22 protein-coding genes are annotated in these 23,773 nt (G+C 65.7%); 19 read left to right on the forward strand and 3 right to left on the reverse strand.

Annotation, left to right across the window (positions count from 1 at the left end; all coding sequences use genetic code 11):
• Nucleotides 1-33: 33 nt before the first annotated feature.
• The 4 genes from glmM (at nt 34) to QQS53_RS02060 (ending at nt 3,709) form a co-directional block, all read left to right on the forward strand.
• Nucleotides 34-1,377, forward strand: coding sequence for a phosphoglucosamine mutase (gene glmM, locus QQS53_RS02045; RefSeq protein WP_472774278.1), 1,344 nt, complete (start codon nt 34-36; stop codon nt 1,375-1,377).
• A gap of 157 nt (nt 1,378-1,534) precedes the next feature.
• The gene (locus QQS53_RS02050; RefSeq protein ID WP_472774279.1) at nt 1,535-1,849 is read left to right on the forward strand and encodes a hypothetical protein; all 315 of its coding nucleotides are present in this window, start codon (nt 1,535-1,537) and stop codon (nt 1,847-1,849) included.
• Nucleotides 1,836-2,372 (forward strand): hypothetical protein, encoded by a 537-nt coding sequence (locus QQS53_RS02055; RefSeq protein ID WP_472774280.1) that lies wholly within the window; start codon nt 1,836-1,838, stop codon nt 2,370-2,372. Before QQS53_RS02050 ends, QQS53_RS02055 begins: the two co-directional genes overlap by 14 nt.
• A 1,055-nt stretch (nt 2,373-3,427) precedes the next feature.
• Nucleotides 3,428-3,709: a hypothetical protein gene (locus QQS53_RS02060; protein ID WP_472774281.1), complete on the forward strand. Its 282-nt coding sequence runs from the start codon at nt 3,428-3,430 to the stop codon at nt 3,707-3,709.
• Here the strand turns inward: QQS53_RS02060 and QQS53_RS02065 are convergent.
• The gene (locus QQS53_RS02065) at nt 3,706-4,539 is read right to left on the reverse strand and encodes a poly(ethylene terephthalate) hydrolase family protein (RefSeq protein ID WP_472774282.1); all 834 of its coding nucleotides are present in this window, start codon (nt 4,537-4,539) and stop codon (nt 3,706-3,708) included. The genes QQS53_RS02060 and QQS53_RS02065 overlap by 4 nt on opposite strands.
• Before the next feature lie 134 nt (nt 4,540-4,673).
• On the opposite strand from QQS53_RS02065, the gene glmS reads away from it, so the two are divergent.
• From glmS to QQS53_RS02125, 12 genes are all read left to right on the forward strand, one after another.
• The gene (gene glmS, locus QQS53_RS02070) at nt 4,674-6,545 is read left to right on the forward strand and encodes a glutamine--fructose-6-phosphate transaminase (isomerizing) (protein ID WP_472774283.1); all 1,872 of its coding nucleotides are present in this window, start codon (nt 4,674-4,676) and stop codon (nt 6,543-6,545) included.
• A 5-nt stretch (nt 6,546-6,550) separates the two neighbouring features.
• Nucleotides 6,551-7,651, forward strand: a complete 1,101-nt coding sequence (gene alr, locus QQS53_RS02075; protein ID WP_472774284.1) for an alanine racemase — start codon at nt 6,551-6,553, stop codon at nt 7,649-7,651.
• Between the two features lies 1 nt (nt 7,652).
• Nucleotides 7,653-8,159, forward strand: a complete 507-nt coding sequence (tsaE, locus tag QQS53_RS02080; protein ID WP_472774285.1) for a tRNA (adenosine(37)-N6)-threonylcarbamoyltransferase complex ATPase subunit type 1 TsaE — start codon at nt 7,653-7,655, stop codon at nt 8,157-8,159.
• Nucleotides 8,160-8,321: 162 nt separating this feature from the next.
• Nucleotides 8,322-8,798, forward strand: coding sequence for a hypothetical protein (locus QQS53_RS02085; protein WP_472774286.1), 477 nt, complete (start codon nt 8,322-8,324; stop codon nt 8,796-8,798).
• The gene (gene tsaB, locus QQS53_RS02090; RefSeq protein ID WP_472774287.1) at nt 8,798-9,553 is read left to right on the forward strand and encodes a tRNA (adenosine(37)-N6)-threonylcarbamoyltransferase complex dimerization subunit type 1 TsaB; all 756 of its coding nucleotides are present in this window, start codon (nt 8,798-8,800) and stop codon (nt 9,551-9,553) included. Before QQS53_RS02085 ends, tsaB begins: the two co-directional genes overlap by 1 nt.
• Nucleotides 9,550-10,035 carry a ribosomal protein S18-alanine N-acetyltransferase gene (rimI, locus tag QQS53_RS02095; RefSeq protein ID WP_472774288.1) on the forward strand — a complete coding sequence of 162 codons (486 nt, stop codon included), beginning with the start codon at nt 9,550-9,552 and terminating at the stop codon, nt 10,033-10,035. Before tsaB ends, rimI begins: the two co-directional genes overlap by 4 nt.
• Before the next feature lie 99 nt (nt 10,036-10,134).
• The gene (gene tsaD / locus QQS53_RS02100; RefSeq protein WP_472774289.1) at nt 10,135-11,184 is read left to right on the forward strand and encodes a tRNA (adenosine(37)-N6)-threonylcarbamoyltransferase complex transferase subunit TsaD; all 1,050 of its coding nucleotides are present in this window, start codon (nt 10,135-10,137) and stop codon (nt 11,182-11,184) included.
• Nucleotides 11,185-12,478: 1,294 nt separating this feature from the next.
• Complete coding sequence (locus tag QQS53_RS02105) at nt 12,479-12,904, forward strand: hypothetical protein (RefSeq protein ID WP_472774290.1); 426 nt, start codon at nt 12,479-12,481, stop codon at nt 12,902-12,904.
• A gap of 274 nt (nt 12,905-13,178) precedes the next feature.
• Nucleotides 13,179-14,576 (forward strand): L-serine ammonia-lyase, encoded by a 1,398-nt coding sequence (locus QQS53_RS02110; protein ID WP_472774291.1) that lies wholly within the window; start codon nt 13,179-13,181, stop codon nt 14,574-14,576.
• A 359-nt stretch (nt 14,577-14,935) separates the two neighbouring features.
• Entirely contained in the window at nt 14,936-15,229 is a 294-nt protein-coding gene (gene groES, locus QQS53_RS02115) for a co-chaperone GroES (protein ID WP_070769183.1), read from the forward strand.
• Between the two features lie 18 nt (nt 15,230-15,247).
• Complete coding sequence (groL, locus tag QQS53_RS02120) at nt 15,248-16,864, forward strand: chaperonin GroEL (protein ID WP_290224835.1); 1,617 nt, start codon at nt 15,248-15,250, stop codon at nt 16,862-16,864.
• 134 nt (nt 16,865-16,998) lie between these two features.
• Nucleotides 16,999-19,389: an ATP-binding cassette domain-containing protein gene (locus QQS53_RS02125; RefSeq protein ID WP_472774292.1), complete on the forward strand. Its 2,391-nt coding sequence runs from the start codon at nt 16,999-17,001 to the stop codon at nt 19,387-19,389.
• Between the two features lie 110 nt (nt 19,390-19,499).
• Here the strand turns inward: QQS53_RS02125 and QQS53_RS02130 are convergent, their stop codons facing one another.
• On the reverse strand, nt 19,500-19,817 hold the full coding sequence (locus QQS53_RS02130) for a WhiB family transcriptional regulator (protein ID WP_472774293.1): 318 nt from the start codon (nt 19,815-19,817) through the stop codon (nt 19,500-19,502).
• 405 nt (nt 19,818-20,222) lie between these two features.
• Between QQS53_RS02130 and QQS53_RS02135 the strand changes: the two genes are divergently transcribed.
• Complete coding sequence (locus QQS53_RS02135) at nt 20,223-20,783, forward strand: sigma-70 family RNA polymerase sigma factor (protein ID WP_472774294.1); 561 nt, start codon at nt 20,223-20,225, stop codon at nt 20,781-20,783.
• A 61-nt stretch (nt 20,784-20,844) separates the two neighbouring features.
• Entirely contained in the window at nt 20,845-21,666 is an 822-nt protein-coding gene (locus QQS53_RS02140; protein ID WP_472774295.1) for a hypothetical protein, read from the forward strand.
• Nucleotides 21,667-21,745: 79 nt separating this feature from the next.
• Here the strand turns inward: QQS53_RS02140 and QQS53_RS02145 are convergent, their stop codons facing one another.
• A complete protein-coding gene (locus tag QQS53_RS02145; RefSeq protein WP_472774296.1) occupies nt 21,746-22,117 on the reverse strand; it encodes a DUF5319 domain-containing protein in 372 nt (123 codons plus the stop codon).
• Between the two features lie 133 nt (nt 22,118-22,250).
• Here QQS53_RS02145 and guaB point away from each other — a divergent pair, with 133 nt between their 5' ends.
• Complete coding sequence (gene guaB, locus QQS53_RS02150) at nt 22,251-23,771, forward strand: IMP dehydrogenase (RefSeq protein WP_472774297.1); 1,521 nt, start codon at nt 22,251-22,253, stop codon at nt 23,769-23,771.
• Nucleotides 23,772-23,773: the final 2 nt, after the last annotated feature.

A 23,773-nucleotide genomic window follows, 5' to 3' on the forward strand; every position in this document is an offset into this window, starting at 1 on the left:
GCGAAGCATAACGGTAGGGGCATAATGTTGGACATGACTCGACTATTTGGCACCGACGGAGTGCGGGGTCTGGCTAACCAGAAGCTGACCCCCATGCTGGCACTGAAACTTGGCCAAGCGGCGGCGGAGGTGTTTACCGCCAACCGGGAATCCTACGAGCGCCGCCCGCTCGCAATCATCGGCCGCGACCCGCGCGTGTCCGGGGAGATGCTCGACGCGGCGATCGCCTCCGGGCTCGCCTCCCGCGGCGTGGACGTGCTGCGCGTGGGCGTGCTGCCGACCCCGGCGATTGCCTTCCTCACCGATGACTACGGGGCGGACCTGGGGGTGATGATTTCCGCGTCGCACAACCCCATGCCGGACAACGGCATCAAGTTCTTCTCCGCCGGCGGGCGGAAGCTGCCGGACGCAGTGGAAGACGACATCCAGCAGGCGATGGACACCCTGAGCGAAGAGGGCCCGACCGGCACCAAGCTGGGCCGTATCATCTCGGAGGCTCCCGATGCCCGCGAGCGCTACCTCAAGCACCTCGCCGAGGTCGTTACCGCCGACCTGTCCGGTATCACCGTCGTGGTGGATACCGCCAACGGCGCCGCCTCCAAGGTTGCCCCGCAGGCTTACGAGGCCGCCGGCGCGACGGTGATCCCGATCCACCACAAGCCGAACGCCTTCAACATCAACGAGGACTGCGGCTCGACCCATATCGAGCAGGCCCAGAAGGCCGTGGTGGAGCACGGCGCGGACCTCGGCCTAGCCCACGACGGCGACGCCGACCGCTGCCTGGCTGTCGATGCCGCCGGCAACGTCGTGGACGGCGATCAGATCATGGCCATCCTGGCCGTCGGCATGCACGAGGACAACGACCTGCGCCACAAGACCCTGGTCGCTACCGTCATGTCCAACCTGGGCCTGACGCTGGCGATGCAGGAGCAGGGCATCGAGGTCGTCCAGACCAAGGTCGGCGACCGCTACGTGGTCGAAGAGCTCATCCGCGGCGACTTCTCTCTGGGCGGCGAGCAGTCCGGCCACATCGTCCTGCCGGACGACTGCACCACCGGCGACGGTACCCTGACCGGCCTGTCGCTCATGGCGCGCATGGCCCGTTCCGGCAAGTCCCTGCAGGAGCTGGCCAGCGTGATGAAGGTCCTGCCGCAGGTGCTCATCAACGTGCCGGTCTCCGACAAGTCCGCGATCATGGGCAACGAGGAGGTCAAATCCGCCATCGCCCAGGCCGAGGAGGAACTCCACGGCACCGGCCGCGTGCTGCTGCGCCCGTCGGGCACCGAGGAACTCTTCCGCGTCATGGTCGAAGCCGCCGAGAAAGAGCAGGCCCGCAAGGTCGCCGGCCGGCTCGCCGCCGTGGTCGCCGGCGTCTAACAACACCCGCGCCACCGGCACCTGAAAGCCCACGAGCGGTTCCAGAAAAATTGGTGGGAACCGCCGGGGACTTCCGGCAGTCCAAAAAGGTGAAGCTGCTCCCGCCCGGGGCGGCTCGGACCTGAAGAGAAGAGACTGCAAGAAAGGGAGTCCCTCGGTGCCGGAAATCGAGTTCGACCACACTGATATTGTCGCTCGCCTGGGACAGGTATCCACCGGCGTGAGCGCGCAGCGCCAGGCGCACCTGCGCCGCGTGCCGGAGTACCCGCAGGCCGCCGCCGGCCGTGATTTCGCCGGCCACGGGCAGCGCATCCAGCAGCTGCTTAACCGCCTGCACGAGCTGGGCGGATGGCGCATCAACAACATGGATAACACCGTGCGCGCCGCGGCCGACCAGTTCACCGCGGTCTACCGCGGCGATGACGCGTTCGGCGCCCGCCTGGGGCAGGGGGATGACCATGAGCAGCACTAGCGCCATGGCCCGCAGCCAATTAGCCGATTATTCCCGCTCGGTGAGCAATTTCCAGCTGGCCAGCCAGGGCGCGTATTCCGGCCCCAGCCTACCCGTCGGGGTGCTGCAGAAGATGGTCGGTTCCGTCGACGGGCTCAGCAGCGCCGACCTAGTGGCGGGCACCCGGGCGGCCGTCGGCGCGGACCGGCCCAACCGCGGCGGCGGTGAGCTGCGCGAATTCCTGCTCGGCGGCGGCTTCCTCGTCGCCGGCGACAAGCTGCTGGACCGCCTGCGTACCCTCAACGACTACCACGAAGACGACCGCACCCAGGCCGACGAGCTCGCCCGCGACGCGGAGGACTGCGCCCAAGCCATCGACGACGTGGTGCATATCTCCGACTCCGCGATCGGGGAGTTGCTCAGCGCCGCCATCGGGCTGCTGGACATCCTGGCGATGGTGCTGCGCCGCCACCCCGTGGCCCAGTTTCTCATCCCGGCCATCTCCGCCATCGGCGGCCGCGTCATCGAGGACACCAACAAGTAGGTCGCCGGCACCTGCCGGGAGCGCGACGAGGCCATCGACAGCTGCTACGAGGAATTCGAGCGCCGCTGCGAGTGCGCCTGCGAGCGCCCCCTACCGCCCGAACCACCGGAAGCCCCCGCAGAACCAGAAACCAAACCCTGCGCCGAGGGCCAATCACAGCCCAAGCCAGATCCGCAGCCCAAACCAGACCCACAGCCGGAACCGCAACCCAAGCCCGCACCCGATGCCGGCACACCACCGACCGAGCCGTCGTCCCTGGGCCCTGCGCCCAAGCCGGCCCCGGAGCCGGAACCACAACCAGGACCAGAAAAACAACCAGAACCGCAACCACGGCCCAAACCGGCGCCGGGCCCAGAGCCTGAGTCCTGCCCAGAGCCCGCGCCAGAGCCAGAGCCGAAGCCCGAACCGTGCCCAGAACCAAAGGACCAACCCGAGCCCAAGCCCGCGCCAGATCCCGAACCCGACCCGGAGCCCTGCCCGGAGCCGGAACCAGTGCCGGAAACCGAGCCGGCCGGACAGCCCGCACCTATACCGGAACCTGCACCAGAGCCGGAGCCGGCGCCAGAGCCTGAGCCGGAGCCCTGCCCGGAGCCGGTGCCGTGCGAGCCCGCGCAGAGCTGCTGCGGTGCCCTTGGGGTCGCCGGAGCTGGCGTAGCGCTCATCGGGGCGGGCCTGCTGCTGGCGGCCGCAGCCGAGTGCCTGGAGGGCATGGAGTGCCCGGAACCGGAACTATTGCCCGAGCCTGAACCGGGACCGGAACCCGCACCCGAGCCCTGCCCGGAACCGGACCCTAAGCCGGGTCCGCCGGACTTAGCAGAGGTGCCTGAGCCGGAACCACCGGCGGGCAAGCTGGCCCATATGGATGCCGCACCGGCAGCAGCTGAGCCGGCGCCTAAACCGGCTCCCGAGCCTGCTGCCCAGCCGGCAGCACCCGAACCGGCGGCACCGCCGGCCGCGGACGCCGGTGGTGGGGCGGGCCCTGCCCCGCAGGAGCCGGAAGTGCCGGCAGAAGATGCTGGAAATGAACCGCAAGAGCGAGCCCGAAAGGCAGGACGATGGTAAACGACTTCGACGAATTTGCCCGGCAGTTCCGCCAGCGCACCGCGGCGCGGCTGCTGGAATTTGAACGCACCCTGGCCAAGGCGCAGGAAGACTTAGAAAAGGCCGCGGACAACGCCAAGAACCAGGCCAGCGCCGAGGTGAAGGCGGCCGGCAAGGCGGCGCGGACGTCGGCGGCGCGCCCCGGGGCGCCGGCGCGGTTGGGGCGGGAGGAACGCAGAAAGCCCCAGCGCACAAGTGCGCCGGGGCAGGTAAAATCCGTGCTGCGGAGGGGCTAGTCGTCGCGGGTGACGCCGGCCTTCTCACTGAGGTCTTCGCCGATGAAGCTCTCCACGTTCTTGCCGACGGCCTCCGGATCGGAAAAATCGGAGTACTTGCTGTCGTTGTTGAGCTGGTGGAGGAAGAAGCCGGTGATAAGCCCGCGGGCGGTTTCCGTGGGGCCGCCCTCAAAAGCCGGGGTGCCGAGCATGAGCTTGGTCAGCCGGTCTTCGCTAAAGCCCTGCTGGGTGCCCTTGGCAATCTCCCGGTAGGAGCAGTCGCCGGCCCAGTTGTAGGCCAGCTTCGCCGGGTTGCCGGCGCTGAAGATGTCGGAACGGCCGGAGCCGATGACCAGGCCGGGGATCTCCAGGCGGCGGGCGGCGCGGGAGGCCGACGGGGCAGTGGAGGCGGGGTAAATGGCCGCGACAGCGCGCACCTTCTCGTTATCGACGCTGGCCAGGACAGCCGCACCGCCGCCCATGCCGTGGCCGACCATGCCGAGCTTGCCCGGGCCGACGGAGATATTGCCCTGGCCGAGCTTCACGCCGGCGGCGATCTGCAGGGCGGTTTCCATATCAGCGGCTAAGTTGCGGTGGTTCGGGTGCACGCCGGTCTCCGTGTCCGGGGCGACCGCCACGATTCCCCACGAGGCCAGGTGGCGCAGCGTGGCGTGGTAGCTTTTCACCTTTTTCATCCAGTCGTGGCCGAAGGCCACGGCGGGCAACGCGTTGCCTTCGGCAGGGGCATACACCTTGCCGTTCAGGCCGGCATAAGACAAATCGCCGACGAGAACCCGGTGCGGGCCGCGCTTGGACAGGGTCGATAGATGCTTCTTCAAATTCGCAGACACATCTACCAGGATAGAGCAAACCTTGGCGCGGTAGCACCTGACCGGGGCCGAAAACTTCGGGCAATTATTGCGGCGAGGTGAATATACAACCTGAATCCGTCGGAGTGCTGGTCGATGCTGTAACATCTGGGGCTATGTGTGGAATCGTCGGATACGTTGGTCAATCGGGAAACGACCGTGAATACTTTGCCCTGGACGTCGTGCTGGAGGGGCTGCGTCGCCTGGAATACCGCGGCTATGACTCCGCCGGCATCGCGATGTACGCGGACGGGGAAATCAGTTGGCGCAAGAAGGCCGGCAAGGTAGCCGAGCTGGATAAGGAGCTGGCCAACCGCCCGGTGCCGGACTCGGTCCTGGGCATCGGCCACACCCGCTGGGCCACCCACGGCGGCCCCACCGACATCAACGCCCACCCGCACGTCGTCGACGGCGGGAAGCTCGCCGTCGTGCACAACGGCATCATCGAAAACTTCTCCGAGCTGCGCACCGAGCTCATCGACAAGGGCGCCCACTTCGCGTCGGAGACCGACACCGAGGTCGCTGCCACGGTGCTTGCCGACGTCTTCCACGGCGAGGCCGAAGGCGATCTGACCCGCGCTATGCAGCTGGCCTGCCAGCGCTTCGAAGGCGCCTTCACGCTGCTGGCCATCCACGCGGATCAGCCGGACCGTATTGTGGCCGCCCGCCGCGACTCGCCGCTGGTCATCGGCCTGGGCGAGGGCGAAAACTTCCTGGGCTCCGACGTGTCGGGCTTCATCGACTACACCAAGTCCGCCGTCGAGATCGACAACGACCGCGTCGTGACCATCACCGCGGACGAGGTCGCCATCACCGATTACGACGGCAACCCGGCCGAGGGCAAGCCGTTTGAAATCATGTGGGACGCCGCCCAGGCGGAAAAGGGCGGCTTCGACTCCTTCATGGCCAAGGAGATCCACGACCAGCCGAGCGCAGTCCGCGACACCCTGCTGGGCCGCTTCGACGAGTCCGGCAAGTTGATCCTGGACGAGCTGCGGATCGACGAATCCGTGCTCAAGTCCATCGACAAGATCATCGTCATCGCCTGCGGCACCGCCGCCTACGCCGGCCACGTGGCCCGCTACGCCATCGAACACTGGTGCCGCATCCCCACCGAGGTGGAGCTGGCGCACGAGTTCCGCTACCGCGATCCGATTGTCAACGAAAAAACGCTCGTGGTGGCCTTGTCCCAGTCCGGCGAGACCATGGACACCCTGATGGCGGTGCGCCACGCCCGCCAGCAGGGCGCGAAGGTCATCGCTATCTGCAACACCCAGGGCTCGTCCATCCCGCGTGAATCCGACGCCGCGCTCTACACCCACGCCGGCCCGGAGATCGCGGTGGCCTCCACCAAGGCCTTCCTGGCGCAGATCACCGCCACCTACCTGCTGGGCCTGTACCTGGCGCAGCTGCGCGGCAACAAGTTCACCGACGAGGTCGAGTCCATCCTGCGCGAGCTGCGTGCCATGCCGGACAGGATCCAGGAGGTCATCGACGGCGAGCAGCAGGTCGCGGACCTGGCTAAGTCCATGCAGAACGCCACCTCCGTGCTCTTCCTGGGCCGCCACGTCGGCTTCCCCGTCGCCCTAGAGGGCGCGCTGAAGCTGAAGGAAATTGCCTACCTGCACGCCGAGGGCTTCGCCGCCGGCGAGCTCAAGCACGGCCCGATCGCCCTTATCGAGCAGGGCCAGCCGGTCTTCGTTATCGTGCCGTCCCCGCGCGGCCGCGACTCGCTGCACTCCAAGGTGGTCTCCAATATCCAGGAGATCCGCGCCCGCGGCGCGGTCACCGTGGTTATCGCCGAGGAAGGCGATGCCGCGGTCGAGGACTACGCGGACTACATCATCCGCATTCCGCAGGCCCCGACCCTGATGCAGCCGCTGCTGGCTACCGTGCCGTTGCAGATCTTCGCCTGCAACGTCGCCGCCGCGAAGGGCTACGACGTCGACCAGCCTCGTAACCTCGCAAAGTCGGTGACGGTAGAGTAGCTTCCATGTCGTTACTCACCACCCGCATCGATTTGGATGCCATCGCCCACAATGTTGCCTACCTCAAGGACAAAGTGGGCCCCGGCACCCGGCTGATGTGCGTGGTGAAGGCGGACGCCTACGGGCACGGAATCGACAAGGTGGCCCCCGTGATGGAGGCCGCCGGCGCGGACGCGTTCGGCGTGGCCACCACCGCGGAGGCCGTGCGCCTGCGCCAGGTCGGCGTCAACAGGCCGATCGCGGCGTGGATCTGGGACCCCAGCGACGATCTCTCGGAGACCCTCGCCCACGGGATCACCGTCGGCGTGCCCTCCCTGGAGCACGCCCGGGCCCTGATAGGCCAGGAGACCCCGGCCAGCGTCATCATCGGGGTGGAGACCGGGATGCACCGTTCCGGTATCCAGCGCGCGGACTGGCCGGAGGCCTTTAAGCTGCTGCGCGACTGCCCCTTCCTGGAGGTCACCGGCCTGATGTCGCACTTCGCGTGTGCTGATACCCCGGATCATCCGCACAATGACTACCAGGAACAGCAGTTCCGCGACGCCCTGGAGCAGGCGCGGTCGATGGGCCTGGAATGCCCGGTCAACCACCTGGCTAATTCCCCGGCCACCCTGACCCGCCCCAGCGCCTACTTCGAGCAGGTGCGCGTGGGCCTGGCCTGCTACGGCCTGGAGCCCATCGCGGGCATGGAGCACGACCTGCGCCCGGCGATGACCTGGGCCGCCACCGTCATCAACGTCAAGCCGATCGAGCCGGGGGAGGCCACCTGCTACGGCCTGACCTGGAGAGCGTCGCAGCCGGGCTACCTGGCCACCGTGCCCGCCGGCTACGCCGATGGCTTGCCGCGTAACTTCCAGGACAAGCTGGAGGTAGGCATCAACGGCCACCTCTACCCGCAGGTCGGCCGGGTGTGCATGGACCAGGTCGTGGTCGACTTAGGCCCCAACCCGCACGGGGTGGCCATCGGGGACGAGGCCGTGCTCTTCGGCACCGGCGGGCGCAGCGCCACCGACCTGGCGAACGCCGCCGGGACCATCAACTACGAGGTGGTCTGCCGGCCCACCGGGCGCACCCAGCGGACCTACCTGCCCCGGCAGGAGGCCTAGGATGCGCAGTGATTTTCCCGCTCGCGGCAGCGAGACCCTCACCACCCGCGAGCAGACCCAGGACTTAGGTGCGCGGCTGGGCCGCGCGCTGGAGGCCGGCGACGTGGTGATACTGGACGGCCCGCTGGGCGCGGGCAAGACCACCCTGACGCAGGGCATCGCGGAGGGCATGGGCGTGAAAGGCCGGGTGACCTCGCCGACCTTCGTCATCGCCCGGGAGCACCGCGCCAAGCAGTCCGGCCCGAACCTGGTGCACGTGGACGCCTACCGCCTGCTGGACGACTTCGGCGCCGGCTCCGGTGATCCCATCGGGGACCTAGACGCGCTGGACCTGGACACGGAGCTGGCCGACGCCGTCGTCGTCGCCGAGTGGGGCGGCGGGCTGGTCGAGCAGCTCAGCGACGACTTCCTGCTCGTGCGCATCGACCGGGAAAGCGCGCGGGCCGACGACGCCCCGCTGGACGAGGACGGCCCCCGCGTCATCTCCTGGCAATGGCACAGCCGCTAGCCGGCCGCGCGCTCAGCTACCGCGGAGGCGCCACACACTCGCGGAACCTGCACGAGGTACCATTGCAGGGCGTAAAAACAATGCCCAAGCCTTATAGGCGCTTAATCCCCATAGAACTAATCCGATAGTCGGGCGTACGACTGTCGCGCAGAAGGAGTCACCATGATGAAACTGTCCAAGTCAGCCGCCGCACTGGTGGCCGTCGTCACCGTCGGCTTCCTCATCGCCATCCTGGGCCTGGTCGGCTGGACCGCCGCCCGCGCCGACGAGCCGGTCGGCCGCGTGGGCCACATCCTGGAAGAGACCAAGAACAAGGGCCTGCACGGCACGGCCCTGTCCCCGGCGGACGTCTACGGCGAGGAGTGGACCGCCGCGGCGTTTGTCTGCCCGGGCGTTTCCGGCGATGAGCTTCGGGAAGCCTTCGGTCTGAACCCGGACGAGCTGGACCTGGTGGACGGCAAGGTCCCGGAGGACACCAACTACCTGGTGGCCCTGGACGATGACCTGAACACCTTCCCGGAGAAGCTGGACCGCGGCGAGGTTGACCTGTGCTCCCAGCAGGTCCCGCCGGTTATCAACGGCTTCTCCCTGCTGCCGTTCATGCAGAACCAAGACGGAACCTGGGTCCTGGCGTCCTAATGCGTGTTCTGTGCATCGACACCTCCACCACGGATCTGGTCACCGGCCTGGTGGACATCGACCCGGCCCAGCCGGGCGACGCGGCTCCCACCCAACCGTCGGCGGTCCAGGACGCGACCGTTAAGGACACCCGGGCCCACAATGAGCTGCTGATGCCCACCATCGACAAGCTGCTGGGCGGGGACTATTCCCAGCTGGACGCGGTCGTGGCCGGCTGCGGGCCGGGGCCGTTTACCGGCCTGCGCGTCGGCATGGCCACGGCCTCGGCCCTGGCGCAGGCGCGCGGCATCCCGGTCTATGGGCTCTGCGGGCACGACGCCATCGCGGTGGCCGCAGCCGCCCAGGACGGCGGCGTCGCAAACACCAGTGGCGCCGCGGAAGGCACGCACACCAGCGGCTCCGCAGAAACCGGCGAGTTCGTGGTGGCTACCGATGCCCGCCGCAAGGAGATCTACTACTCCGTCTACCGCGGCGCCGAGCGCGTCCTCGGGCCGAACGTGGCCCGGCCCGAGGGCGTGGACTTCCCGGAGACCGTCACTGCTGTCTACATCCCGGCGGCGCTGGGGGAGCGGCTGCCGGAGAAGTGGCAGCCCGCCGTGCGCCCGGCGCTCAACCCGCGCCCGGCCGCGCTGGCAGCGGCCGTGGACTTTAGTGCGCAGCCGGAGCCGCTGGTGCCGCTGTACCTGCGCCGGCCCGACGCGAAGGAGCCGGCGCCGAAGCCGCGATCGGCTGCCATCCCCGAGGTCGAGCTGTGAGCCTCGTCCTGCGGGAGCTGGGAGCATCCGACGCGCCCCGGTGCGCCGAGCTGGAAACCGTGCTCTTCCCGGGGGAGACCCCCTGGTCGCAAGAGGTCTTCCGGGCGGAGTTCCGCCAGCCGCACACCTTTTACCTGGGGGTGCAGGACACCGAGGCCGATCTTTTGGTCGGCTACGCGGGCATCGGGCGGATGGGCCCAGCCGATGACCCGGAGTATGAAATCCACACCATTGGCACGGATCCTGCGCACCAGCGCCGCGGCATCGGCCGGATGATGATGGACAATATCTGCTTCATCGCCGACCGCGAGAAGGCACCGATCTTCCTGGAAGTGCGCGTGGACAACGTACCGGCCATCGCCCTGTACAAGGCCTACGGTTTCCACCGGCTGGGCCTGCGCCGCAACTATTACCAACCCTCCGGCGCGGATGCCTACACTTATAAGCGAGACGGCGGGCAGCTCGCCGACGACGAGAATTAGCAAGCAGCGAACGAGCAACCAGACAACTAAGACCAGCCTGGCGCCGGGCCACAGCGCGGCCGGGCGGGGATGACAAGAAACTAAAGAAGGCGAACGGCAATGATCGTATTGGGAATCGAGTCCTCCTGCGACGAGACTGGCGTCGGCATCGTGGAGGTCGACGAGGCCGGGCAGATGCGCGTGCTGGCGGACGCGGTGGCCTCGTCCATGCAGCAGCACGCCCGTTTCGGCGGCGTCGTGCCGGAGATCGCTTCCCGCGCCCACCTGGAGGCCATGCCCCAGGTGATGGAGGAAGCCCTGCGCCAGGCCGGTATTGAGCGCCCCGATGCCGTGGCCGCCACCGTCGGCCCGGGCCTGGCCGGCGCGCTGCTGGTGGGCGCCTCCGCGGCCAAGGCCTACGCCGCCGCCTGGGGCGTACCCTTCTACGGGGTCAACCACCTAGGCGGCCACGTGGCCGTCGCCAATCTGGAGGGCAAGCCGCTGCCGCACGCGGTGGCCCTGTTGGTCTCCGGCGGCCACACCCAGCTGCTCGAGGTAGAGGCCGTCGGCCGCCCCATGCGGGAGCTCGGCACCACGCTTGACGATGCCGCCGGCGAGGCCTACGACAAAGTCTCCCGCCTGCTGGGCCTGGGGTATCCCGGCGGGCCGGTCATCGACAAGCTCGCCGCCCGCGGCGAGCCCACCATCAAGTTCCCCCGCGGGCTCAGCAAGGCGGAGGATCTGCGCGGCGACCACCGCCATGACTTCTCCTTCTCCGGCCTGAAGACCGCCGTGGCCCGCTACGTCGAACAGGCTGAGCGCAACGGCGAGGTCATCTCCGTGGAAGACACCTGCGCCTCCTTCCAGGAGGCCGTCTGCGACGTGCTCACCGCCAAGGCCGTGCGCGCCTGCCAGGACACCGGCGCCGGCGTCCTGCTGCTGGGCGGCGGAGTAGCCGCCAACTCCCGGCTGCGCGAACTCGCCGCCGAGCGCTGCGCCGCAGCCGGCATCGAGCTGCGCGTCCCGAGCTTCAAACTCTGCACCGACAACGGCGTCATGATCGCCGCCGTCGCCGCACAACTCATCACCGAAGGCGCCCAACCCTCCGGCCTCGCCACCGCCACGGACACTCAGCTGGAGGTTGAGACTCCGCTGGTACAGGCGGACTAAGTCTCTGAAGCGGGTCAGCACTGGAAGTGCAGCGGCAGTTTAGTCGCGGAGTTTTCGGAAGGCGAAGAAACTATCGATTATGGAAAGAACTTTACGGGAATCATGGATTCAGTTCATTCTCACTAAGAGTTCTTTAGCTTGGCGAACCTGATGTGTCGTAATCTAAATTATTCTACGGGTTCGAGTTTTTAGAAGGACAGTCTTGTAAAGATTCGGTTTCGGGACGCTGTTGGATCCAGAACCAGCAATAAAAGCACTCTTTTGAAAGGGATACTGAAAACAGTAGGACAAGCGTCTGTGCAATGGGGGGATCCGAATCGAAAAGACCTATAGCAAAGAGTATTACAAATAGGACTATGGCTATTGTAGAATTGAAAGTGGCTTCGAATAAGCGCTGGTAGATTTCGGGCTCTTTATTCATTGAAAGCTCAGAGAGTTTCGTAAATCGAATAAGACATCCGTTTAACAAAGATAATAAAATTAATGATATGCCTGCGACGAACATCCAGCGATCGATAGAGTTTTTACAGGTGAAGTCATCGATGGGGTCTTTGCAGATGAAGTGTTTATAGATGAAGTGTTTAAGGATTAAAGCTATAAGTGTAAAAGAGTACAATGCGGCAAGGGAGAATTGGAGGGAGCCTGCGAGTTGAGGTGAAAATTTACGTAATATCCAATTCTGTACTTTTTCTAAAAAACTAAGTGTTTTTTGGAGAATCTGAGACTTTGTTCCAGTGAAAAATTTTTTGAAGGATAGCACTTTTTGTAGGTTACCATCACGGGAGAAATCGCTGACTGTGTATGTGAGTTTAGTAACATTGGTGGAATAGTCGAGTTGAATGCGGGGCTTAGTGTAGCGGCGGGTTCGGGTAATTTTGGGGCTCTTTAATACTTTTGGTGGAGAGCGGCAATACTGCCGAAGGCCTCACTACCGAAGGCTTCGGTGGGGCGTATTGCATTAGTCCTCCTCTGGAAGGGTCGTGTTTTGGAGGTTTTTCAAAACGGGGTAAGGAAAAGCCGCTACTCTTCGAGGTACTTAGGAAATAGCGTGTTGGAGACTAGAGCGATGGGCTGTCTATTTGATACGGATTCATTGCATGGCTATGGGGCACTCATTTAATAGGAATATTTGGGTGGGGCTGCGGGTTTCTCCAAGGTAAAAAGGAACTGGGTATTACTGTGTAGTTTATCGTAAGGGTGGGATCTGACTTAGTTCTCGGTTCATAGGATGTTAACCAAAAGTTTTCCCTGCTCAGGGTGTGGTTTTCCGGTTTGGCGGCTAGTTTTAGGAATTATGACTATTGGATTCCTTGTCAACCCTGACCTGACCCGTCGCAAGATCACCTTCGAGCTGGAGCACGCCAACCAGTTCCTGGGCGGGGCCACTGAAGACCGCGTGGCGGTGGCCTTCCAGGAAGATGGCTCTACCTACGCTGCGCTGTTCAACCCGGATGCCCGCGCCGAGGGGGCTGAGCCCAACCCGGTGGCATCGCTCGCACGCAATACCGCTGATACTGGCAATTCGGCCTTCCTGCAGGACCCCATCCGGGCGATTTCTGGCGCGGTCATCTTCGTGGGTGCCGAGGGTGACGATATTACTGATGATGTGGTGGAGGGTGTGGAAAACTCCATCCGTGCCGTGCACAACTACCGCGAGGACAACCCGGAGGAATACCAGCTCTGGCGCGCGGCCGTTATCAATACGGACAAGCAGGCGTAGTCGGCGGGTGCGGTACGGCCGCGTCGCGCGACCATGAATCACCGTCCCTTGTGGCAGGGACGGTGATAATTTTTGTGCACTTGTTAAAAGTGGCAGGTGAGAAGCCTGGAAATTTGAGCCAGATGACAACGCTTTTTAGATGTGCCTGACATCGCGTCAACCGTTAGGATGGGCGGTGAGAGGCGGCGCGCCCGGTCGCGATAATTTCTTCGCACCCCTACCTGGTTGCGGCAGGCGCGCGAGCCACGAGTGGAGCAACCAAAAGGAGTACACCATGACCCTGACAGTGACTGACATTTTCAGTATCGGTATCGGCCCGTCCTCTTCGCACACGGTCGGCCCCATGCGCGCGGCCAAGGCCTTCGTGGACTCGCTGTTGGAATACCCGGCGCTGGTGCGCTGCGAGCTGCGCGGATCCCTCTCGGCCACCGGCCTGGGGCATGCCACGGACCGCGCGGTCATCCTGGGCATGGTCGGTTGGACTCCGCTGGACGTGCCGCTGGATGCGGAGCCGGTCGCCGGCACGAACATTCCGCGCGAGGGCAGCGTCACCGGCCCGACCGGCACCATGAACTACAGCCTCGTCTTCGACAACGAGCCCTTCCCGGGCCACCCGAACTGCATGCTGTTCTCGGCCTACGACGCCGACGGCAAGTGTATTGCTGAGGGTGTGCCGTACTTCTCCGTCGGCGGCGGCTTCATCCAGACTCGCGCGGAGCTGGAGGCTTCCAAGCTGGCCGCGGAGAACCCCACGCCCATGCCGGAGAACATGCGCGCGCCCTACGAGTTCGACACCAGCGATGAGCTGCTGGAGCTGTGCGAGAAGCACGACCTGGCAATCTGGGAGATCATGCTGGCCAACGAGGCCTTCCTCCACTCCGACGAAGGCGGCGAGGACTTCGTGCTGGCCCACCTGGACCGCGTCTGGGAGGTCATGCAGCAGGCCGTGTCCCAGGGCATCGAGACCGACGGTATCCTGCCGGGCGGCCTCCTGGTCCCGCGCCGCGCGCCGAAGCTCTACCAGGACCTGCTGGCGCAGCGCGAGGACGAGGACTCCGGCCTGGAGGCCATGGATTGGGTGGACCTTTACGCGCTGGCCGTCAACGAGCAGAACGCCGCCGGCGGCCGTGTCATTACCGCCCCGACCAACGGCGCCTGCGGCATCCTGCCGGCCGTGCTGCACTACGCGCGTGATTTCCAGCGCGGATTCAACAAGCACAGCGTGCACCGCTACCTGCTGACCGCTGGCGCGGTGGCCATCATTATCAAGACGAACGCGTCGATCTCCGGCGCCGAGGTTGGCTGCCAGGGCGAGGTGGGCTCTGCTTCCTCCAAGGCAGCTGCCGGTATGGCCGAGCTGCTGGGCGGCACGCCGCGGCAGGTGGAAAACGCCGCCGAGATCGCGCTTGAGCACAACCTGGGCCTGACCTGCGACCCCATCGGCGGTCTGGTGCAGATCCCCTGCATCGAGCGCAACGCCGTGGGCGCCGTCAAGGCCATCAACGCTGCACGCCTGGCCAAGCGCGGCGAGGGCTCCCACGTTGTCTCCCTGGACAACGCGGTCACGACCATGGCAGAAACCGGCCGGGACATGCTCTCCAAGTACAAGGAGACCTCCCTGGGCGGGCTGGCCAAGACCATGGGCTTCACCGTCGCCCAGGTCTCCTGCTAGTAGCGCGCTGACGGTTTAGAGCGCAGGTTTTCCCTGCGCCCGGCCCTGCCGGTGGCTTGCACGAGCTGCCGGCGGGGCCTTTTTGCGCGTTGGGTTTGGCTGCGGCCGGGGGAGGAGTCGAAGTTTTGGCTTAGGAGGTGTGGCTTGGTGGGGCGGTTGGTCGCCGAGGCCTGGTGGTGCGGGGAGTTGCGGGCGTGTGCGCGGCGGGGGAGCGGTGTTGTTGTCGGTTAGCAGTCGCGCGGGTAGAGTGCTAGATAGGTTGTTTGACCCACAGTTGTTCACCCGCGACGACGGCTGTGCTGGCAATGCATGCAACCGGCACATACAACTCATTGATTCATAAACGGAGGAATCACACCATGGCGAACATCAAGCCGCTGGAAGATAAAGTTCTGGTCCAGATCGTCGAAGCGGAAACCACTACCGCTTCCGGCCTGGTAATCCCGGACTCGGCTAAGGAAAAGCCGCAAGAGGCGACCGTCATTGCCGTCGGCCCGGGCCGCACCAATGACAAGGGTGAAGTCGTCCCGGTGGGCGTCAACGAAGGAGACACCGTTATCTTCTCCAAGTTCGGTGGCACCGAGCTGAAGTACGACGGCCAGGAGTACCTGCTGCTGTCCGCTCGCGACCTGCTCGCCGTTATCGAAAAGTAAAAGGTGGTGTAGCCACTAATGGCAAAACTCATTGCATTTGATCAGGAGGCCCGCGAGGGCATCCAGCGCGGCGTCGACACCCTGGCCGACGCCGTCAAGGTCACCCTGGGCCCGCGCGGCCGCAACGTGGTTCTGTCCAAGGCCTTCGGTGGCCCGACCGTCACCAACGACGGCGTGACCATCGCCCGCGACATCGACCTGGACGAGCCCTTCGCCAACCTGGGCGCCCAGCTGGTCAAGTCCGTGGCGGTCAAGACCAACGACATCGCCGGCGACGGCACCACGACCGCGACGCTGCTGGCCCAGGCGCTGGTCTTCGAAGGTCTGCGCAACGTGGCCGCCGGCGCTAACCCGGTCGAGCTCAACCGCGGCATTGCCGCGGCCGCAGAGAAGACCGTGGAAGAGCTCAAGAAGCGCGCCACTCCGGTCAACTCCGCTTCCGAAATCGCCCAGGTCGCAACGGTTTCTTCCCGCGACCCGGAGATCGGCGAGATGGTCGCCGGCGCGATGGAAAAGGTCGGCAAGGACGGCGTGGTCACCGTGGAGGAATCCCAGACCATGGAGTCCACCGTGGACGTCACCGAGGGTATCTCCTTCGACAAGGGCTACCTCTCCCCGTACTTCGCGACGGAGGAAGAGACCAACCACGCCGTGCTCGACGACGCCCAGATCCTGCTGGTGCGCAACAAGATCTCCTCCCTGCCGGACTTCCTGCCGCTGCTGGAAAAGATCGCCGAGTCCGGCAAGCCGACGCTGATTATGGCCGAGGACATCGAGGGCGAGCCGCTGCAGGCCCTGGTGGTCAACTCCATCCGCAAGGTCCTGAAGGTCGTGGGGGTCAAGGCCCCGTACTTCGGCGACCGCCGCAAGGCCTTCATGGACGACCTGGCCGTCGTCACCGGCGCCACCGTCGTGGACCCGGAGCTGGGCATCAACCTCAACGAGGTCGGCCTCGAGGTTCTGGGCTCCGCCCGCCGCGTGACCGTGACCAAGGAGGACACCGTCCTGGTCGACGGCGCCGGCACCGCCGAGGCCGTCGAGGAGCGCCGCGGCCAGATCCGCCGCGAGATCGAGCGCACCGACTCCACCTGGGACAAGGAAAAGCTCGAGGAGCGCCTGGCCAAGCTGTCCGGCGGCGTGGCCGTCATCCGCGTCGGTGCCGCCACCGAGACCGAGGTCAACGAGCGTAAGCTGCGCGTCGAGGACGCCATCAACGCCGCTCGTGCCGCGGTCGAGGAAGGCGTCATCGCCGGCGGCGGCTCCGCCCTGGTCCAGATCGCGCGCGAGCTGGAGACCTTCGCCCAGGACTTCGAGGGCGAGGCCAAGACCGGCGTGCTCTCCGTAGCCAAGGCGCTGTCGCGCCCGGCCTACTGGATCGCCACCAACGCTGGTGAGGACGGCGCCGTGGTGACCAACCGCGTGGCCGAGATGCCCAACGGTGAAGGCTTCAACGCCCACACCCTGGAGTACGGCAACCTCATCGACAACGGCATCATCGACCCGGTCAAGGTCACCCACTCCGCCGTCGTCAACGCCACCTCCGTGGCACGCATGGTGCTGACCACCGACGCTTCCGTCGTGGAAAAGCCCGCCGAGGAAGAAGAGTCCTCCCAGGGTCACCACCACCATCACTAAAACCGCGTGAGCTCACGCGCGCGGGAGCCAGGCTCCGCCGGGTAACCGGCGGGCCTCCCGCTTGAATAGAGCCCGAGGGCCTCGCCCGGCTAGCCAGCCGGCGGGGCCTTTCATCGTGCTTTAAGCTATGCCTCGTGCCACAACAAGAATTCATCCGGGTCACCGGCGCGCGGGATAACAACCTGCGCGATATCAGCGTCGATATCCCGAAGCGCCAGCTGACCGTCTTCGTCGGGCTGTCGGGCTCCGGCAAGTCCAGCCTGGTCTTCGACACCATCGCGGCCGAGTCCCAGCGGCTGGTCAACGAGACCTACCCCGGCTTCGTCCAGGGTTTTATGTCGCAGACCGCCCGCCCCGACGTCGACCGCCTCGAGGGGCTGACCGCCGCCATCGTGGTGGGGCAGGAGCCGCTGGCGGCCAACGCGCGGTCTACCTTCGGCACGGCCACGGACATCACCGGCATGCTGCGCGTGCTGTTTTCCCGCATCGCGGAGCCGAACGCCGGCGGCCCGGCCGCCTATTCCTTCAACGTGCCTTCCGTGAGCGCGCAGGGCGCCATCCAGGTCGAGAAGGCCGGGGCGAAGAAGGAAGTCACCCATTTCCAGCGCACCGGCGGCATGTGCCCGGAGTGCAGCGGCACCGGCCGGGTCACTGAGCTCGACCTCACGGCTCTAGTGGATGAGTCGCTCAGCCTCGACGACGGCGCCATCATCGTCCCGCGCCTCAAGGTCGGCTCCTGGACCTGGCAGAGCTACGCCCAGTCCGGTCTGTACCCCACGGACGTGCCCGTGGCCGAGTTCACCGAGGAACAAAAGCACGCCCTCTACTACCTGGACGACGTCAAGGTGAAGGTCAACGGCATCAACATCTCCTACCAGGGCCTAGTGCCGAGGCTGGAGAGCTCGACGCTGTCCAAGGACCCGCAGCAGCTGCCCAAGCAGATGCGGGAATTCGTCGAGCGCGCCGCCCGCTTCGTCGACTGCCCGGCCTGCGAGGGCACCCGCCTGGCCGAGCACGCCCGCCGGTCCTATATCGCGGGTGTTTCCCTGGCGGAGGTCTCCCAGTGGGAGCTGACCGAGGTCTCCTCCTGGCTGGAGAGCCTGGAGGATGCCCGCGTGGCCCCGCTGGTGGACAACCTGCGCCAGGCGGTCAACAGCGCGGTGGAGATCGGCCTGGGCTACCTCAGCCTGGACCGGCCCGCGGGCACCCTCTCGGGCGGGGAAGCGCAGCGCACCCGCATGGTTAGGCACTTGGGCTCGGCGCTGACGGATATCACCTACGTCTTCGACGAGCCGACCGCGGGCCTGCACCCGCAGGACATCGAGCGCCTCAACCGCCTGCTGCTGCGCCTGCGGGACAAGGGCAATACCGTCCTGGTGGTTGAGCACAAGCGCGCGACCATCGACATCGCCGACTACGTCGTGGAGCTCGGCCCCGGTGCCGGCACTAACGGCGGCGAGGTTGTGTTCACCGGCCCGGTCGAGGAATTGGTCGAAGCGGATACGGCTACCGCGCGGGCGCTGGCCCTGCAGACCGGCCTTAAGGGCGAGGTCCGCACGCCCACGGGGGCCATCGCGGTGCGCGGCGCGAGCGTTAACAACCTGCGCGACGTCGACGTCGATATCCCCACCGGGGTACTCACCGCCATTACCGGCGTGGCCGGCTCGGGCAAGTCCTCGCTGCTGGCCTGCCTGCCGCAGGAACTCGCCGAGAACGACCGCGTCCTCATGGTCGACCAAGCCACCATCACCGGGTCTCGGCGCTCGAACCCGGCGACCTACACGGGCGCGCTCGAGCCCATCCGCAAGGCCTTCGCCAAGGCGAACGGTGTCAAACCCGCGCTGTTTTCGGCCAACTCCGCCGGTGCCTGCCCGAACTGCAACGGCGCCGGGGTGGTCTACGTGGAGCTGGGCGTGATGACCGGGGTGGACGTGCCCTGCGAGGTCTGCGAGGGTAAGCGCTTTTCCGCGGAGGTGCTGGCGTATACCTTTGGCGACAAGAACATCGCGGAGGTCCTCGAAATGCCCGCCGCGGAGGCCGCCGAGTTCTTCGCCGCCAAGGAAACCCGCGTGCCCGCCGCGGCGAAAATCTGCGAGATCCTGTGCACCGTCGGCCTGGGCTATATCCACCTGGGCCAGCCCCTGAACACCCTCTCGGGCGGGGAGCGCCAGCGGCTGAAGCTGGCCGTGCACATGGCCGATAAGAAGGCGGCGGCCGACGTGCTCATCCTGGACGAGCCGACCACGGGCCTGCACCTGCTGGACACGCAGGTGCTGCTGGAGCTGCTCGATGAGCTGGTCGACAGCGGGCACACCGTCGTCTGCGTCGAGCACCACCCGGCGGTTATCGCCCACGCCGATCACGTCATCGATTTGGGCCCCGGGGCCGGTTCGGCCGGCGGCCGGGTGGTAGCCAGCACGAGTCCGCGCGAGCTCACCGAAGTCGCGGATTCGGTCACCGGCGCCTACCTGGCCCGTTACCTGGCCCACGCGGCTCACGCGGCCCACGAGGCCCAAGAAGGGTAGGAGGCCACAAAAGGAACCACCGGGGCGGCAGGGCGGCAGGCTGCATTATTGGGCAGCACGGTTGCCTGCGCGCCAGTGGCGGTAGGGGTCAAGCCCTAACGGGAAACCGCCTAGGCGGTAACCGGGGCGACCTTGGTGACCTGGGCGCGCTTGTTGCGGGCGCGCAGGGCGTGGGAGCGCTCGGCCTCGGACATGCCGCCCCACACGCCGTAGGGCTCAGCGGACTGGAGGGCGTGCTCACGGCACAGCTCGATGACCGGGCAGGCGTTGCAGATGGCCTTCGCGCGGTTCTCACGCTGCGCGCGGGCACGGCCGCGTTCCCCGTCCGGGTGGTAGAAAACATCCGAGTTCTTCCCGCGGCATGCTCCATGCAGTTGCCATTCCCAAAAATCTGCGTTCGGTCCGGGAAGCAGATGCGGCTGTGACACGACGAAATCTCCTCAATTGGTTAATTCGGGACTTGAAGTATTCCGATTTGGCAGTGTGGCCCGCATGGGTAAACGTTGGGTTGCCAGCTGGTTGCCAGCTGGTTTTCTGATTGTTTCAATCCTCGCGATTAGCCGTCTGGCCAGCTTATATACACAAAGGTTAAAGTTTGGTGAACTTTGTCTACCGCGGCGTGGGCTACTACCTTCGGGGTAGAAAAGCCAGATGAATCGCTCCGCGTCGTGACTAAAAGTAAAATCACGATGATGAATTAGACACCGATCATCGGTATAGTTCTGAGACGGCTAATTTTCGATCTGAGCCGCCCCCGCGCGCCACCGACTGAAAGCGGGTGCCCGGGCCGGCGTGATGCCGTGAAACCTTAAACGAGAAAGTAGAGCCTGAACGTGAGCGATTCCGAAACCGAGCTAGCGGCCCTGGTGCCGTCGGCGGTATCGGGCGATCGGCGGGCTCTGCAAGAGATCATCCGTCTGATCCACCCGCAGGTGGTGCGCTACTGCCGCGCCCGGATTGGCGGCCACCGCCACCCGACGGCCGACGACGTGGCGCAGGAGGTCTGCCTCGCCGTGGCGACCTCCCTGCCCAAGTACGAAGACAAGGGGCGGCCGTTCATGGCCTACGTCTACGGCATCGCCTTTAACAAGGTGGCGGACGCGCACCGCAACTTGGGGCGCGACCACTCGGTGCCCACCGAGGACCTGCCGGAACAGACGGCTTCCGGCCACAGCCCAGAGGAATACGCGCTGGTTACAGACGGAAGTAACAGAGTTCGCGAGTTACTCGATACATTAAGTGAAAAGGCTCGCAACATTGTGATTCTAAGGGTGTTCGTGGGCCTTTCCGCGGAGGAAACAGCCGCAGCCGTCGGTTCTACTCCGGGCGCGGTCCGGGTAGCTCAGCACCGAGCCCTCGGGCAGTTGCGCAAGCGGCTGGCTAAATCTCAATAACAACTAAAAACCAGATTTTTATGTATGTCCTGCACAGCAGGATCGGAAAGGAGGGATGATCATGTCAAAGCGACGTCGGCCCGATGACACTAATGACTTGGCCGATCAGCTGCAGCCCTTAGTTGATGACGATCACTTCCTGACCGATCTATCCGCCGGAAAAGACCCCAGTGACGGCAGCGACGAGCTAGCGGCGTTGCTGCTGGACCTGCGCAACGAGGTCCACCAGCCGCTGCCGCCGGTGCCGGTGGTTGCGCTGGGCGAAGGCGAGGGTACCGAGTCCGCCGAGGACACGGGGAACGCCGCGGGGGCCTCCGTGGCCTCGCTGGCGGATCGCCGCAAGGCCAAGCGCCCGCGCCCGTTCGTCCACGGCCTCATCGGCGCTGCCGCTGCCACCCTGGTCATCGCTGGGGCCGGCGTGGTGGTCTACAACACCCAGGGCATTGGCTCCCAGCACGATCCGCAGTCGGTCGAGCTGGCCGGCAAGCTGGATGAGATTGAGTCCCGCGCCGCCAGCGGCGACTGGGAGGGCGCGCAGTCCCTCCTGGCGGAGGCCCGCAAGATGCTGAACCTGGCGGAAGAGAAGGAAGCCGACGCCGAGGACAAGCAAGACAAGGCCCGCTCGTCGCGGGTGGCCCGCCCGCGCCCGACGGAGACGGTGACCGAGACCGCGCCGCCCGAGCAGGACGCGGAGGCCGAGAAGCCGGCTCCCGCCCCGGAGCCGGCCACGGTGACGGAGAAGGCCACCCAGACCGTGACGGTGACGGTGACCGAGACCGGGCTGCCCAACCCGCTGCCCGCACCGACAGAACCCACGGAGGAGCCGAGCGCTTCCCCGGAGGAAAACGACGGTGAACTCGCTCCGCCGCAGGTGCAGCAGTAGTAGCTAAGTCCTTCTAAGAAAAGTCTTTGCAGAGAACCGCTCTCGGCGGGGTGGGGTCCACCTTTCGCCGGGGGCGGTTTTAGCGTGCGTCGAGCCCGTCCAGGTAGCCCAGGGCGTAGTCCCAGGGCACGTAGCGGTTCGGGTCCGGCTCAGCGCCCGGCTCGTGCACCGGGGCGAGCTCGTCGTTCAAGGTCGCGCGCATATTGGCAGCCATGATGTCCCACTCGTAGAAGTGGTTTTCCTGGCAGTCCTCGCAGTAGAAGAAGATTCCGTCCACTCCGCGGGGCCCGAGCGCGCGGGCGAATTCCTGGACCAAGGCGAGGTCGTGGATCACGGCGGCGCGCTCCTCTTGGCTCAGCGGCTGTGCCTGCTCGTCTTCTTCCAGGAAGGAGGCGGGATCATTGGGGTCGTCGGCAAAAGGGTCGCGGGGCATATTGGCGAAAAAGTTCACAGTTTAGAAGCCTATTTACTCAACCAGACTTAGGCAATTCTCCCCCGGACTCACGATGTAGCGCTAAAAGGCACTACAGTTAGGGTGCATACCACCAAAACTCGGCTTCGCTTTAAGGAGATGGGCACTCAAGATGACTGACAACCGCGTGCAAACTGGGGGAAACGACCCGGATAAGGTCCTGCTCAATGGGCTGACCTTTGATGATGTGCTTCTGCTGCCGGCCGAATCCAATATCGTGCCTTCGGAGGTAGACACCTCGGCGCAGTTTACCCGCAACATCCAGCTGGGCATCCCGCTGTCGTCTGCAGCCATGGACACGGTCACGGAAGCGCGCATGGCTATCGCGATGGCCCGCCAGGGCGGTATCGGCGTGCTGCACCGCAACCTGTCGACCCAGGAACAGGCCGAGCAGGTGGAAACGGTCAAGCGTTCCGAGTCCGGCATGGTCACCGACCCGGTGGTGGCGTCGCCGGATATGACCATCGAGGAAGTCGACGCCCTGTGCGCGCGGTTCCGCATCTCCGGCCTGCCGGTGGTCGATGACAAGGGTGTCCTGCTGGGCATCTGTACCAACCGCGACATGCGCTTCGAACCGGACTTCCAGCGCAAGGTCTCGGACATCATGACCTCCATGCCGCTGGTGGTGGCCAAGGAGGGCGTGTCCAAGAGCGAGGCCCTGAAGCTGCTGTCGAATAACAAGGTCGAGAAGCTGCCCATCGTGGACGACAACAACGTGCTGGTCGGCCTCATCACCGTCAAGGACTTCGTCAAATCCGAGCAGTACCCGAACGCCTCCAAGGATTCCTCCGGCCGCCTGCTGGTCGCCGCCGGCATCGGCACCGGCGAGGAGTCCTACGAGCGCGCCGGCGCCCTGGTCGATGCCGGTGTCGACGTGCTGGTCGTTGACTCCGCCCATGCCCACAACAACCGCGTGCTGGAGATGGTCTCCCGCGTGAAGAAGGACTTCGGCCACCGCGTCGACGTCGTGGGCGGCAACCTGGCCACCCGCGAGGCCGCCCAGGCCATGATCGACGCCGGCGCCGACGCCATCAAGGTCGGCATCGGCCCGGGCTCTATCTGCACCACCCGCGTCGTCGCCGGCGTGGGCGCCCCGCAGATCACCGCCATCATGGAGGCCGCCGCCGTGGCCGGCCCGGCCGGCGTCCCGATCATCGCTGACGGCGGTATGCAATACTCCGGCGACGTTGCCAAGGCTCTAGCCGCCGGCGCCGATACCGTCATGCTGGGCTCCATGTTCGCCGGCACCCGGGAAGCCCCGGGCGACATCGTCATCGTGGGCGGCAAGCAGTACAAGCGCTACCGCGGGATGGGCTCCATGGGCGCCATGCAGGGCCGCGGCCTGAGCGGGGAGAAGCGCTCCTACTCCAAGGACCGCTACTTCCAGGCCGACGTTAGGAGCGAGGACAAGCTGGTGCCGGAAGGCGTGGAAGGCAAGGTTCCTTACCGCGGCGAGATCGACGCGATTACCCACCAGATCATCGGCGGCCTGCGCGCGGCCATGGGCTATACCGGCTCGGCCTCCATCGCGGATCTCAAGACCAAACGCTTCGTCCGCATCACCGCGGCCGGCCTGCGCGAGTCCCACCCGCACGATCTGCAGCAGACCGTCGAGGCCCCGAACTACCGCTAAGC

It is taken from the genome of Corynebacterium sp. 2571A (genome assembly GCF_055700935.1).